General features: G+C 67.6%; 12 protein-coding genes and 1 pseudogene. 7 read left to right on the top strand and 6 right to left on the bottom strand.

Annotation, left to right across the window (positions count from 1 at the left end; genetic code table 11):
- The 3 genes and pseudogenes from B2U11_RS14415 to B2U11_RS14425 form a co-directional block, all read right to left on the bottom strand.
- A pseudogene (locus B2U11_RS14415) lies at positions 1-714 on the bottom strand (conjugal transfer protein TrbE); the annotation flags it as partial.
- 7 nt (positions 715-721) lie between these two features.
- Positions 722-985, bottom strand: a complete 264-nt coding sequence (locus B2U11_RS14420; RefSeq protein WP_292062128.1) for a VirB3 family type IV secretion system protein — start codon at positions 983-985, stop codon at positions 722-724.
- The gene (locus B2U11_RS14425; protein WP_291838944.1) at positions 985-1,305 is read right to left on the bottom strand and encodes a TrbC/VirB2 family protein; all 321 of its coding nucleotides are present in this window, start codon (positions 1,303-1,305) and stop codon (positions 985-987) included. Before B2U11_RS14425 ends, B2U11_RS14420 begins: the two co-directional genes overlap by 1 nt.
- An 874-nt stretch (positions 1,306-2,179) precedes the next feature.
- Between B2U11_RS14425 and B2U11_RS15800 the strand changes: the two genes are divergently transcribed.
- Complete coding sequence (locus B2U11_RS15800) at positions 2,180-2,620, top strand: GDCCVxC domain-containing (seleno)protein (RefSeq protein ID WP_292072778.1); 441 nt, start codon at positions 2,180-2,182, stop codon at positions 2,618-2,620.
- On the opposite strand, the gene B2U11_RS14435 is transcribed toward B2U11_RS15800, so the two are convergent.
- The gene (locus tag B2U11_RS14435; RefSeq protein WP_292072761.1) at positions 2,526-2,762 is read right to left on the bottom strand and encodes a hypothetical protein; all 237 of its coding nucleotides are present in this window, start codon (positions 2,760-2,762) and stop codon (positions 2,526-2,528) included. The genes B2U11_RS15800 and B2U11_RS14435 overlap by 95 nt on opposite strands.
- 359 nt (positions 2,763-3,121) lie before the next feature.
- On the opposite strand from B2U11_RS14435, the gene B2U11_RS14440 reads away from it, so the two are divergent.
- Positions 3,122-3,661 (top strand): DUF305 domain-containing protein, encoded by a 540-nt coding sequence (locus B2U11_RS14440; RefSeq protein ID WP_292072762.1) that lies wholly within the window; start codon positions 3,122-3,124, stop codon positions 3,659-3,661.
- 413 nt (positions 3,662-4,074) lie between these two features.
- Here B2U11_RS14440 and B2U11_RS14445 read toward each other — a convergent pair whose 3' ends face one another.
- Positions 4,075-5,199 (bottom strand): acyltransferase family protein, encoded by a 1,125-nt coding sequence (locus B2U11_RS14445; RefSeq protein ID WP_292072764.1) that lies wholly within the window; start codon positions 5,197-5,199, stop codon positions 4,075-4,077.
- Positions 5,200-5,647: 448 nt separating this feature from the next.
- Here B2U11_RS14445 and B2U11_RS14450 point away from each other — a divergent pair, with 448 nt between their 5' ends.
- Entirely contained in the window at positions 5,648-6,184 is a 537-nt protein-coding gene (locus B2U11_RS14450; RefSeq protein ID WP_292072767.1) for a helix-turn-helix domain-containing protein, read from the top strand.
- Positions 6,185-6,233: 49 nt separating this feature from the next.
- A complete protein-coding gene (locus B2U11_RS14455) occupies positions 6,234-7,085 on the top strand; it encodes a sterol desaturase family protein (protein WP_292072769.1) in 852 nt (283 codons plus the stop codon).
- A 12-nt stretch (positions 7,086-7,097) separates the two neighbouring features.
- Here B2U11_RS14455 and B2U11_RS14460 read toward each other — a convergent pair whose 3' ends face one another.
- Positions 7,098-7,373, bottom strand: coding sequence for a metal-sensitive transcriptional regulator (locus B2U11_RS14460; RefSeq protein ID WP_292072771.1), 276 nt, complete (start codon positions 7,371-7,373; stop codon positions 7,098-7,100).
- Between the two features lie 99 nt (positions 7,374-7,472).
- Here B2U11_RS14460 and B2U11_RS14465 point away from each other — a divergent pair, with 99 nt between their 5' ends.
- The 3 genes from B2U11_RS14465 to B2U11_RS14475 all read left to right on the top strand — a co-directional run.
- The gene (locus tag B2U11_RS14465) at positions 7,473-9,827 is read left to right on the top strand and encodes a heavy metal translocating P-type ATPase (protein WP_292072773.1); all 2,355 of its coding nucleotides are present in this window, start codon (positions 7,473-7,475) and stop codon (positions 9,825-9,827) included.
- Between the two features lie 250 nt (positions 9,828-10,077).
- On the top strand, positions 10,078-10,530 hold the full coding sequence (locus B2U11_RS14470) for a DUF305 domain-containing protein (protein WP_292072775.1): 453 nt from the start codon (positions 10,078-10,080) through the stop codon (positions 10,528-10,530).
- 137 nt (positions 10,531-10,667) lie between these two features.
- A partial coding sequence (locus B2U11_RS14475; RefSeq protein ID WP_292072776.1) for a copper resistance system multicopper oxidase occupies positions 10,668-12,277 on the top strand: 1,610 nt, incomplete at its 3' end.

The raw sequence follows: 12,277 nt of genomic DNA on the forward strand, positions 1-12,277 counted from the left end.
CGGCAGGCCCCGCACCGAGACCACCTTGAGGCAGCGATCGCCGAGACGGGGCGCGACCCCGCCCGTCAGGCCGGCGTCGGCGAGCCAGGCGTCGAGGAACATCGGCGTCTCCGGCGGCCGGACCGCGAAGGGCCGGGGCGAGACGCTGTCATGCAGCCAGGTCAGAAGGTCCGCGTCATCAAGCCGTTCGATCTCCGGCAGGGCGTCGGACAACAGGTCGAGCGTCGTATCGGCCTCGCGGCCGAAAGCCGCCAGCGACAGCCGCCAGTCGTGGCCGCCCCTGGCCAGACCGTCGAACAGCCAGCGCTCCATGCGGCGGGCTTCGTCGGCGGGCGGCAGCCAGGTCAGGGCCAGGCGGAAGTCCGTCTCGAAGGCGGGATCGGCGGTTTCGAAGCGGCTGCGTCGTTCCGCGTCGAGCAGCCAGGCGACCTCGAGGTCGAAGGCGCTCTCCGGATAGGCCGTCGCGGGACGGCGACGCGCCTCCATGTGCAGACACCAGCCCGATCCCAGCCGCTTCAGGGCGTTGTTGAGCCGGGCGCGCACCGCCATCAGCTCGTCCTCGGTCGAGGACTCCAGGTCGGGCCCGCGAAACCGGAAGGCGGCCAGGAAGGACCCGTCCTTGTTCAGCACCACCCCGGGCGCGACCAGCGCGGCCCAGGGCAGGTGGTCGGCCAGGGCGGCGGGACGGCGGCGATGTTCGTCGAGGAACCGCATCGCCCCCTCACCCGTCCAGATGACCGGGCATCGCCAGATGCCGGCGCAGAACATCGAAGAACCGTCGGTCGGACCGCGCCGCCCACAGGCCGATCGCATGGGCGACAGCCCACCACAGCAGGCCCAGCCACCAGATCCGCAGCGCCAGGCCCAGCACCAGGGCGATCGTGCCCATGGCGATGGCGTAGTCGCGCGGCATCCCGGCCATCAGCACCGGTTCGGCCAGGGCCTGGGCCACCGGCAGCTCCCACCCGTCCGGCCGCGGGTCCATCACCCGATCTCCGCGCCGCCGGCGAAGCCGAAGAAGTCGAGGAAGAAAGTCGAGGCCGCGAAAGCGATCGAAAGGCCGAACATGATGCCCAGGCCGCGCCGCATCGAGGAGCCGTTCTCGCTCATGGCGATGCCGGCGCCGAACACGACCACGGCCACGACGGCGGCGGCCTGGACCACCGGTCCGGTGATCGACTGCACCACCTGCTGCAGCGGCCCTTCCCAGGGCATGCCGGAGCCTCCCGCCAGGGCCGGTCCGGCCAGCATCAGGCCGCACGTCATCGCTGCGCCGAACAGGCGGCGCCCAGGTCTCCATTGCATGATCTGCTTCCTTTGTTTCAGCGCAGGTCGCCCCGCCGCGACTCATTGCAAGCAGATAAAATCCCCGCCTGTCAACGCCATTTGTACGAATATTTTCAACGACTTGTATGCAACTTGCTGACGACTTGGTTTAACTCGGCAAACGACTTTGCCAGGGTCGTGGCCATGACCTTTCCCGACCCGTCCGACGACTTTCGGCGACGTTTGACCAAACCTCGGCAGCGCCGGACTTTGGCCGGCCTCCCTTCCGATATCGACGGTTCAGAACAGCCGGGACGCCGCCCCTTTCCGTCAGCACGCCGCGGGAGCGCCTCCGAGGCAGACGGCGCCACCCCGGCTATCGACGCATTCTGATGGCGGCGGTCGCCATCAACGGCGCCACCTTCGTGGCCATCGCCGGCGGCGCGGCCCTGCAAGCTGGACGCGCTCCGCTTCATCGTAGGGGCGCTGGTCATCCTCTACCATTTCCGCGAGGCCTCGCCGGTTCCGTTGCCGCAGCTGCATCGGATGTTCGACCGCGGCTATCTGCTCACCGACTTCTTCATCATCGGCTCCGGTTACGTCCTGGCCGAATCTACGACGAACCCCTCGCGTCCGGACACGCCTCGCTGCGCGCCTATGCGCGCCAGCCCCTGCTGCGTGTCGTCCCCGCCCATCTCGTCGTCGGTCTCATCCTCGTGGCACTCGTCGGCGCCGCCGCCCTGGCCGGCGCCACGTCTGGCGATCCGCTGGTTCGACTGGTCGCAGCTGCCGGCTGCTGGTCACCGCCCGCCTGCCGAACGTCCTGTCCCTAGCCTGGCAGCCCAACATCGAACCACGGGCCATGCCGCGACTGGCGGCCATACGATGACCCCCGCCATCGCTGGAGTCGACGCTGACCTGCCCGCATTGCGGTCACGTCGCGACCGAGACCATGCCCACCGACGCCTGCATCTGGTTTTACGATTGTCTCGGCTACGGCGAGAAGCTGAAGCCCCAACCGCGCGACTGCTGCGTGTTCTGCTCCTGTGGCGACCTGCCGTGTCCGTCGATCCAGGTGGATGGAAAGGGCTGTTGCGGCCAGGCTTCGGCGGCCTCGCTGCATTCCGGAGTTCGCCGTGACCGACCGTGCCACGCCCGACCTGCCGTCACGGGACTTCGAGGCTACATCGCAGTTCTATGCGCGGATCGGCGCCGCTTCCTCCAAGCCGGGTATGCGAGGATCAAGGTCTCCACGACCTTCAATGCAGCACCTCGCCGCCGACGGGATCGACCTGTCGCAACTGGCCGGCGGCGTCCTGCACGAAGACCTCCACCCGCGCGCCCTTGTCGATGAGCGTCGTCGCCTTGACGAGAGCGGATTCGATGGCATCGACACTGAAGTCGAAATGTCCTGAATTCCGGCCATCGCGCAGAACCCGCCAGTCGCCATCGCCGCGGATCACCGTGAACTGAATGGTGTCGGAGTGCGTCGCCAAGGATCGCTCCTTCTGCCCAAGAGGCTGACGGGTCAACATGAACCTACAGGGGTTTCCAAGCCCAATTCAACACGCCGTCCTTTTTGCACATGCCCGCCGTCACTGACCGGCGGGGCCGGCACCGGCGGCACGGTCCCTGCGATCGGCCCATCGCCCGCATGGTTCAGGGGTCGCGATCAACCAGCTCTCCGGCAACACGCTATCCCTCGTGAGGCCGCGCAATAGCCTGATCTGATCGAACCCATCCGGCTTCCGCAACGTCTAGGTCGACCCGCCTCGTCGGATGCGACCCCCGTGTTCGGGAACAGGCGGCGTCTGCGCGGCGTTGCTCCGCCGACAACGTTCTGCGGGAGATTCCGATGATGAAGATGAGCTGGGGAAAGTTCGTGGCGATGATCGCGACCTCGACGGTCGTGATGTTCTTCCTGATGTACCAGCTGGTCTACAGCCTCGACCACGCGCTGTTCAGCCTGAACCGGTTGATGGCGTCGCTGATCATGGGCTGTGTGATGGCCGTCATCATGCTGGGCTTCATGTGGACCATGTATGAGGGCAAGCGGACCAAGGTCACGGTCGTCGCGGTGGCGGCGGTTCTCGGCGTGCTGCTGCTCTACATGAATCGCGCCCAGACCCTGGTCGACGACACCACCTTCATGCGCGCCATGATTCCGCACCACTCCATCGCCATCAACAACGCCAGCAAGTCGCGGATCAGCGACCCCAGGGTGCGGGAGCTGGCGGACCAGATCATCGCCAGCCAGGTGCGCGAGATCGAGGAGATGAAATTGCTGATCGCCGACATCGAGCGCGAAGGGGAGCGCGGGGAGGGACCGCTTCCTCCACGCGCCGCGGTGCTGACGCCGGACATGCAACCGAAAATCCGCGAAGCGGTGCGTTAACGGGCGGCGCTTTGGCCGGGACGGTCAGGGCCCCGAAGGCGGCGTTGGGGCCTCATTGAGATCCGGCGGATGCGTGCGATCCCGCTCGGAACCCGGTCGGCTCCCCGAACTGCTTCGATGCCGAACCTAGCTCGCGAGACCACGGCGCGACGCGCGGCGACTTGCGTAAGTGGAAGCGCGCCCGCTGTCGACCAGATCGTTGCGCGAACCAGCGCGAGCTCGATTGCACCAACGCTGAAGTCGAGACGGCCAGCATCCTGACCGTCCTTCAGAACCTGTCAGTTCGCCATCCCGCGGATGACTGTGAACTGCACGATACCGTCTGCAGTCCTCACGGCGACGCCTCAATCTTGTTTGCGAAATCAGTCGTTCTACGCCTGGAGCGGCCCGTCAAGCCAAGCCTGGCGCGCGGCTCAGGCGGGCGCGGCGGGCTCCACGCGCCGTCCTTCGAACCGGCGTCGAATCCAGGTGCGGCCGGGTTTCTCGACCAGCAGGTGCAAGGCGACGGCGAGCAGCGCCGTGACGACGAACAGCCCCGTCAATTCGACTGGCGTGATCCGGAACGCGCTGTCGACGCCGCGCAGTTCGGCGACGACGCCCTTGAAGGCGATGATCACGGGCATGTGCACGAGGTAGAGGGCGAAGGACGCCTCCCCGGCGAAGACCAGTGCCGCGGCGGCGAGGGGGCCCTCGCAGTCCGCCCGCGCCAGCAGGGACCAGGTCAGGATCACGGGGGCGGCGAGGGCGACCACGATGCGGTCATCCAGCGATAGTTGCATGGCGCCGAGCAGGAGCAGGGTGGTGATCAGGGCGGCGCCGGCGGCGAGGGGACGGCTCCAGCGCCAGCGGTGACCCAAGCCGTAGAGGGCCATGCCGATCAGAAATTCCGGGACGATACGCAGAATGCCGAGGGAATCCTCGGCCCGGGGCAGGACCTTGCCGAACGCCTGGACGTACAGGGCGTCGAACACGACGAACGCCACCGCCCCCGTCCCGAGTAACGCCCAGGGACGAGCACGGAACCGCAGGGCCAGCCATGCGAAGGCCGGGAACAGGAGATAGGCGAACCATTCCGCCGACAGCGACCAGCTCGGTCCGCTCCAGTGGATGACCGCGTCCGTCGGGAACCAGGCCTGGACGAGGAACAGGGTCTGGAAGAAGGCCAGCGGCGGATAGCTGTCGGCGTCGAACCGGACCCCGGCCGCGGTGGCGCCCAGGACCATAACCAGCACGCTGGCCAACACCGCGACGTGTAGGGGGTAGAGCCGCGCCAGGCGGGCGATGAGGAAGCGCCTGTAGCTGAAGGTTCCGGCGGCGAACGCCGGCCCGTACACGTGGGCCAGGATGAAGCCCGACAACATGAAGAAGGCGTCCACCGCCAGCCGGCTGCGTTCAATGATCGGGCTGAATCCCAAGGCCGGATCCCATTGGAGCTGGTAGTGGAACAGCACCACGCCCACGGCAAGGAAGGCCCGCAGACTGGTCAGGGCTCTCAGCTCGGCCGGATAGCCGTCGCGGGTCGGCGGTACGGACGTCATGATCAATGGCCCCCCAAGGCGGGCGGAACACGACAGTCCACCTATCTGGGATACGCATCGGATACGTACATCCCTCGTTCCGCCGCGTCAGGCTTCAGTCCAGCGGTGCCGTGGGCCCGGCAAAGTGGCGATGGTCCGTTCCCACTCGTTGCGAGGGACTCATGGTGCGCGGCTTGCGGGTTTCGCCGGAAGGCGCGATGACAACTGCCGTCGGCGATGGGACCGGCGCGGACGCCGCGACACTATGGCTTCGCCTTCATCGAGCGCAGTTTTCGCCATCGGCGACGGATGGGCCGCCTATGCGGGCCCGCATGAAGCGCACGCCGCTCACGCCCATGTCGCGATACAGCTGGCCGTGGCCCGCACGGGCTCGGTACGCGTGGTTCTGGAAGACCATCGCACCTTGAGCGGTCAGGCGATTGTCATCGGCCCGCGGGTTCGCCATCGGATGACCGACGAGGGCAGGTCGGTCCTGCTGCTGTACTTGGAGACGCACACGCCGTTGGCCTCGAGTCTTCTGGCGCTGATAGCGCCGGCCGTCGCGGCCGTCGCGCCGCCCGTTGTGACGGCCCTGTTGAGACCTGAGGCCCAGCCGGACAGCATCGTGGCGGGCCTCAGAGAAGGGCTCGGCGTGGAGGAAGTGAAGCTGGATCCACGCCTTGAAGGGGCGCTCCTCAAGGCGTCCCAAGACCCGGCGCCCGGCGCCGTCGCCCGGGCGGCCCGGGCGGTCGGCCTGTCGCCCGCGCGCCTCAGGGTTCTGGCCCAGGCGCAGATGCAGGCTCCGCTGTCGCAATGGCTGCTATGGCGAAAGCTGCAGAGGGCCGGGCATGAGATGGCGTCGGGCGCGGGCATGGTGGAGGCGGCGATCGCCGGCGGCTTCGCCGACCAGGCGCATCTGAACCGCATCACGAAACGCATGTTCGGCGTGACGCCCTTGCAGGCGTCGAGCGTCGTGCGTTCTGCGGACAATCGGTTCGTTCAATAGGCCGCCCGCCGGCCGCGTCATCCTGGGGCGTCCACCCTGGAGCCCTCCAATGCCGCTCGTCCGGTTTCTCATCCGTCTCGGTTATGCGCCGGGGTTCTTCGCGGGCTTCCTTGGGGCCGCGTTGACCTTGGCCGAGCGAGGGGCGCCGCGGTGGAGTCTGCCGGTCCTGCTCGGCCTGGCGCTGGTCGTCTCGTTCGCTGCCGAGCGTCTGGCGCCCTACGACCCCGTCTGGAACCAACCCCACGGGGACACCGGCCGCGATTTGATCCATGCGGCGGTCAATGAGGCGTCGATTGTCCTTTCTGTGCTGGCCCTGCCCCTGGTGTCCGGCCTGATTTCGGGTTTCGACGTCTGGCCGTCCGGCTGGCCGCTATGGGGACAGCTCGCGGTCGCCGTCCTGGCGGCGGACTTCGGCATCACCCTGGCGCACTACGCCAGCCATCGCACCCCGGAGCTCTGGTCGTTGCACGCCGTGCATCATTCCGTCGAACGGATGTATGGTTTCAACGGCCTGCTGAAACATCCCCTCCATCAGGCGATAGAATTGACGGCCGGTGTTGCGCCGCTGGTGCTCCTCGGCATGCCCTCGGACGTCGCCTGGCTTCTGGCCTTCGCCGTGGCGATCCAACTGATCCTTCAGCACTCCAACGTCGATATGAAGATCGGACCGCTGATCTACATATGGGCGGTCGCCCCGGCCCACCGACACCATCATCTGGCGTCGCAAACCGAGGGCGACGTCAATTTCGGCCTGTTCACCAGCCTGTGGGACCATCTGCTGGGAACGTTCCGGTCGGGGGCCGACACGCCCCGGACGGGCCAGATCGGCGTGTCCGGTCGGCCCGACTACCCCAGAGGATATCTCCGGCAACTCGCCGAACCCTTCCGACGGGTTGTCTGACACCCTGTCGTACTAGCGCAAGGCACGTCCGAGCAGCTCGATCAGTTCGTTCGCCTTGGTCTTGCGCTCGGCCGGATCGTCGCCGGTCATCGCACCCATAACGCAGTGGTCGAGGTGATCCGTGAGGACCTCGCTCTCGACACGCAGCAGGGCGGCCCGCACCGCCTGTAGCTGGGTCAGCACGTCCACGCAGTATCGGTCATCCTCGACCATCCGGGCGATGCCGCGCACCTGTCCCTGGATCCGGTTGAGACGGTTCATCACCTTGGGCTTGGTCAGGGTCTGCATCCAATTCCTCGTTCCAGTCATTCCTTATACCCTATGATGGTATCTTGCGCGATACCCCAATGGGGTATATTTGGCGTCCAGCCGATTCAGGAGCCCGCCATGTCCACGCCCTCGCATTCCCATCCGGACGGTCACGCCTGTTGTTCGACCCACACGGCCGACAGCGGCGCGAAGGCCGTCGACCCGGTCTGCGGCATGACCGTCGATCCGGCGACCGCGGCGCATCGAGCCGCTCACGAAGGCCGGGACTATTTCTTCTGCTCGGCGGGCTGCCGGACCAAGTTCGTCGCCGAGCCGGACCGATACCTTGGCGATCAGCCGCAGCCCGCGCCCGTGGTCTCCGGCGCGATCTACACCTGCCCGATGCATCCGCAGGTGCGCCAGGAAGGCCCCGGCTCTTGCCCGATCTGCGGCATGGCGCTGGAACCGGAGACGGTGACCGCCGAGGCGCCGGTCAATCACGAACTGATCGACTTCACCCGCCGCTTCTGGGTCGGCCTGGTGCTGACCCTGCCGGTCTTCGCCCTGGAGATGGGCGGGCATCTGACCGGCCTGATGATGCGGATACCGGGTCAGACCTCGAACTGGATCCAGTTCGCCCTGGCGACGCCGGTGGTGCTGTGGGCCGGATGGCCCTTCTTCCAGCGGGGCTGGGCCTCGATCGGCAACCGCAGCCTCAACATGTTCACCCTGATCGCCCTGGGCGTCGGCGCGGCCTGGATCTACAGCGTGGTCGCGGTTCTCGCGCCGGGCCTGTTCCCGGCGGCGGTCCGGCGGATGGACGGCAGCGCGCCCGTCTATTTCGAGGCGGGGGCCGTCATCGTCGTCCTCGTTCTGGTGGGTCAGATCCTGGAACTGCGCGCGCGCGAACAGACGTCCGGCGCCATCCGGGCGCTGCTCGATCTGACGCCGAAGACCGCGCGGCGGGTGCGTGACGACGGCGGCGACGAGGACGTGACCCTCGACCTGATCGCCGTCGGCGACCGGCTGCGCGTGCGGCCGGGCGAGAAGGTGGCGGTCGACGGCGAGATCCTGGACGGGCGGGTGACCATCGACGAGTCCCTCGTCACGGGGGAATCCATGCCGGTGACCCGGGAGATCGGGGACCGGGTCATCGCCGGATCGCTCAACAAGACCGGCTCGTTCGTCATGCGGGCCGACAAGGTCGGCGCCGACACCCTGCTGGCCCAGATCGTCCAGATGGTCGCCCAGGCCCAGCGCAGCCGCGCGCCCATCCAGCGTCTGGCCGACCAGGTGTCGGGCTGGTTTGTCCCGGCGGTGATCGCGATCGCGGTTCTCGCGGCGGTCGTCTGGGGCCTGGCCGGGCCCGAGCCGCGCCTGTCGTACGCCCTCGTGGCTGCGGTTTCGGTGCTGATCATCGCCTGTCCCTGCGCCCTGGGCCTGGCGACGCCCATCTCCATCATGGTCGGGGTGGGACGCGGCGCCCAGGCCGGGGTGTTGATCAAGAACGCCGAGGCGCTGGAGCGTTTCGAGAAGGTCGACACCCTCGTGCTCGACAAGACCGGCACCCTGACCGAGGGGCGGCCGTCGGTCACGACGATCCGGCCCGCCGCCGGCTTCGACGAGGGCGAGCTTCTGAGACTGTCCGCCAGCCTGGAGCGCGGCAGCGAGCACCCCCTGGCCGACGCCATCGTCCGCGCCGCGACCGAACGGAAGCTCGCCCTTTCGGAGGCGACGGAGTTTGACAGCCCGGTCGGACGCGGCGTCGCGGGCGTGGTCGACGGGCGCCGCATCGCGCTCGGCAACGGCCGCTACCTCAAGGAGATCGGCGTCGATGCGGCGCCGCTTGAGGTCGAGGCCGAGGCGCTTCGACAGGACGGCGCCACCGCCATCTTCGTGGCTGTGGACGGGACGATGGCCGGCGTCCTGGGCATCGCCGACCCGGTCAAGGCGACCACCGCCCAGGCCATCCGCGATCTGAAGGCGGCGGGACTGCGCCTTGTGATGATGACGGGCGACAACCGCACCACGGCCGAGGCCGTCGCGCGCCGGCTCGGCATCGACGACGTCCAGGCCGAGGTCCTGCCCCAGGACAAGGCGGCGGTCGTCGAGCGGCTGCGCGCCGAGGGCCGGGTCGTAGCCATGGCCGGCGACGGGGTCAACGACGCCCCGGCCCTGGCCGCCGCCGACGTCGGCGTGGCCATGGGCGCCGGCTCGGATGTGGCGATCGAGAGCGCCGGCGTCACCCTGCTGGGCGGCGACCTGCAGGGCATCGTCCGGGCCCGCAGACTGTCGAAGGCGGTGATGGGCAACATCCGCCAGAACCTCGTCTTCGCCTTCGGCTACAATACGCTCGGCATCCCGATCGCGGCGGGTCTGCTGTATCCGGTCTTCGGCCTGCTGTTGTCGCCGGCCCTGGCGGCCCTGGCCATGGCGCTGTCGTCCGTCAGCGTCGTCGGCAATGCGTTGCGCCTTCGGGCGGTCCGGCTGTGACGGGGGTCGGACGGGCCGCCGAGCATAGGCGTGATGGGCGTCAATACGCATTCCGGTGGTCGATCCCTCGCCTGGCCTGACGGCGCCCGAGTTTGTTTGATCAAGGCGGAACCGTGGCGGCGGACCCGGATTAGGCTGGCGCCGACACCGGCGAACTGCGCGCGTGTCCGGGACCCGTCAATGGAGGCTGACGCGGGGCCGACGATCGGGCGGGATGTTTTGGTCGAGAAAGGGTGGACCAATGGAGACCATGAAGGCCATGAAGGGGAGCTATCGATCGTTCGGGATCGAGCTCGCCCTGGATTTCGTCATCATGTACCTGGTGATGTACACGATGATCGCGTCCCTCGATCATTTCCACCTCAACCTCAACAATGTCTACATGACGCTGATGATGGTGTCGCCGATGGCCATCCTCATGCTGATCTTCATGCGATCGATGTATCCGTCGAAACGGACCAACCTTCTGATCGGCGGAGCCGCCGCCCTGGTGTTCGCGGTGAGCTTTTACGGCATGCGGACCCAGGCGGCGGTGGGCGACACCGAGTTCTTGAAATCGATGATCCCGCACCATTCCGGCGCCATCCTGATGTGTCAGCAGGCCTCGCTGACGGATCCGGAAGTGCTGGGTCTGTGCGAGGAGATCGTCAGCTCCCAGGAGAGGGAGATCGCCCAGATGAAAGCCATCCTGGCGAGGCGCTGATCCAGCGCTAGGCGACGGGAGTTTCCGGCCCGGTCGGCTCTGCGGCAGCGTGTCGCGAGGGGCGACCGGGTCGCCTGCGTAAAACCATATAGATCGTCGCCTCGCCGAGGCGCGGTTCTGACTTTCAGGAGTATCTTATGAAGCTGGATCGTCGACTGCTGCTGCGCGGCGCCGTCGCGGGCGGCGGTCTCGCCGCCTTGCAGGGCCTGATGCCCGCCTGGGCGCAGACGGGCTCGCCGGGGCTGCGGTCGGACCTGCCTACCCTGACTGGGCCGAATATCGATCTGACCATCGGTCAGACGCCCTTCACCGTGAACGGGCGCACCGCGACGGCCACGACCATCAACGGCGTGCTGCCGGCGCCGGTGTTGCGGCTGCGCGAAGGCCAGAACGTCCGTCTGGCGGTGACGAACACCCTGGATGAAGACACCTCGATCCACTGGCATGGGATTCTTCTACCCTTCCAGATGGACGGGGTGCCCGGGATCAGCTTCCCAGGCATCAAGCCGCGCGAGACCTTCGTCTACGAGTTTCCGATCAGGCAGTCCGGCACCTTCTGGTATCACAGCCACTCCGGCCTGCAGGAGGCGCTCGGCCACTACGGGCCGATCGTCATCGATCCGGCCGGCGCCGATCCCATCGCCTACGACCGCGAGCATGTGCTGGTCCTGTCGGACTGGAGTTTCATGCATCCGCACGAAATCCTCGACAAGCTGAAGAAGAGCCCCGGCTACTTCAACCGGCAGCGCACGACCCTGGCGGGCCTCTTCTCCGGCGAGGACCGCATGAGCCTGGAAGAACGGCGCATGTGGGGCCAGATGCGGATGGACCCGCGCGACATCCTCGACGTGAATGGGACGACCTACACCTATCTGATCAATGGACACGGCCCGCAGGAGAACTGGACCGGCCTGTTCCGACCCGGCGAACGGGTGCGACTGCGCATCATCAACGCCTCGGCCATGTCGATCTTCAACGTCCGCATCCCCGGCCTGCCGATGACGGTGGTCCAGGCCGACGGCGAGAACGTGCGTCCGGTCGAGACCGACGAGTTCCAGATCTCCGTCGCCGAGACCTATGACGTTATCGTCCGGCCGACCGAGGACCGGGCCTACACCATCGTGTCGGAAGCCATTGACCGTTCCGGCATGGGGCGGGCGACCCTTGCTCCGCGCCTGGGGATGACCGCCGAGGTTCCGCCGCTCCGCGAGGTTCCCAACCTGACCATGAAGGACATGGGCATGGGGGACATGGGCGGCATGGCGGGTATGGATCACGCAGCCATGGGGGGGCAGCCGAGCGGCGCCATGGCGGGCATGGACCATGGGGCGACGACCGGCGCGTCCGGCGGCGCCATGGCCGGGATGGATCACGGCGCCATGGCGCCCCAGTCCACGGGTGCGATGACCGGGATGGACCACGGCTCCATGGCCGGCATGAACATGCGCGATCCCGCCAACGCCCCGCCGGACATGGCGGTGGGGGTCGGCGTGGACGCCATCGCCATGGCGCCGGCCAACCGCATGGGCGAGCGCCCGACGGGACTGGCCGACGTACCCCACCGCGTGCTGGTCTACACCGACCTGGTCTCGCTGACGCCCAACAAGGACCAGCGTCCCCCGTCGCGGACCATGGAAATCCACCTGACCGGCAATATGGAGCGGTTCATGTGGGGCTTCGACGGCCGCAAGTTCAGCGAACTGGTCGAGCCGATCCGCTTCGAGCGCAACGAGCGGGTGCGGGTGAC

It is taken from the genome of Brevundimonas sp. UBA7534, from assembly GCF_002479325.1.
Lineage (GTDB): Bacteria > Pseudomonadota > Alphaproteobacteria > Caulobacterales > Caulobacteraceae > Brevundimonas.

Excerpts from the sequence above, each read along its gene's own strand:
- B2U11_RS14420 (WP_292062128.1), bottom strand. The coding sequence starts at position 985 with ATGGACCCGCGGCCGGACGGGTGGGAGCTGCCGGTGGCCCAGGCCCTG.
- B2U11_RS14425 (WP_291838944.1), bottom strand. The coding sequence starts at position 1,305 with ATGCAATGGAGACCTGGGCGCCGCCTGTTCGGCGCAGCGATGACGTGC.
- B2U11_RS14440 (WP_292072762.1), top strand. The coding sequence starts at position 3,122 with ATGATGAAGATGAGCTGGGGAAAGTTCGTGGCGATGATCGCGACCTCG.
- B2U11_RS14445 (WP_292072764.1), bottom strand. The coding sequence starts at position 5,199 with ATGACGTCCGTACCGCCGACCCGCGACGGCTATCCGGCCGAGCTGAGA.
- B2U11_RS14450 (WP_292072767.1), top strand. The coding sequence starts at position 5,648 with ATGACCGACGAGGGCAGGTCGGTCCTGCTGCTGTACTTGGAGACGCAC.
- B2U11_RS14455 (WP_292072769.1), top strand. The coding sequence starts at position 6,234 with ATGCCGCTCGTCCGGTTTCTCATCCGTCTCGGTTATGCGCCGGGGTTC.
- B2U11_RS14460 (WP_292072771.1), bottom strand. The coding sequence starts at position 7,373 with ATGCAGACCCTGACCAAGCCCAAGGTGATGAACCGTCTCAACCGGATC.
- B2U11_RS14465 (WP_292072773.1), top strand. The coding sequence starts at position 7,473 with ATGTCCACGCCCTCGCATTCCCATCCGGACGGTCACGCCTGTTGTTCG.
- B2U11_RS14470 (WP_292072775.1), top strand. The coding sequence starts at position 10,078 with ATGAAGGCCATGAAGGGGAGCTATCGATCGTTCGGGATCGAGCTCGCC.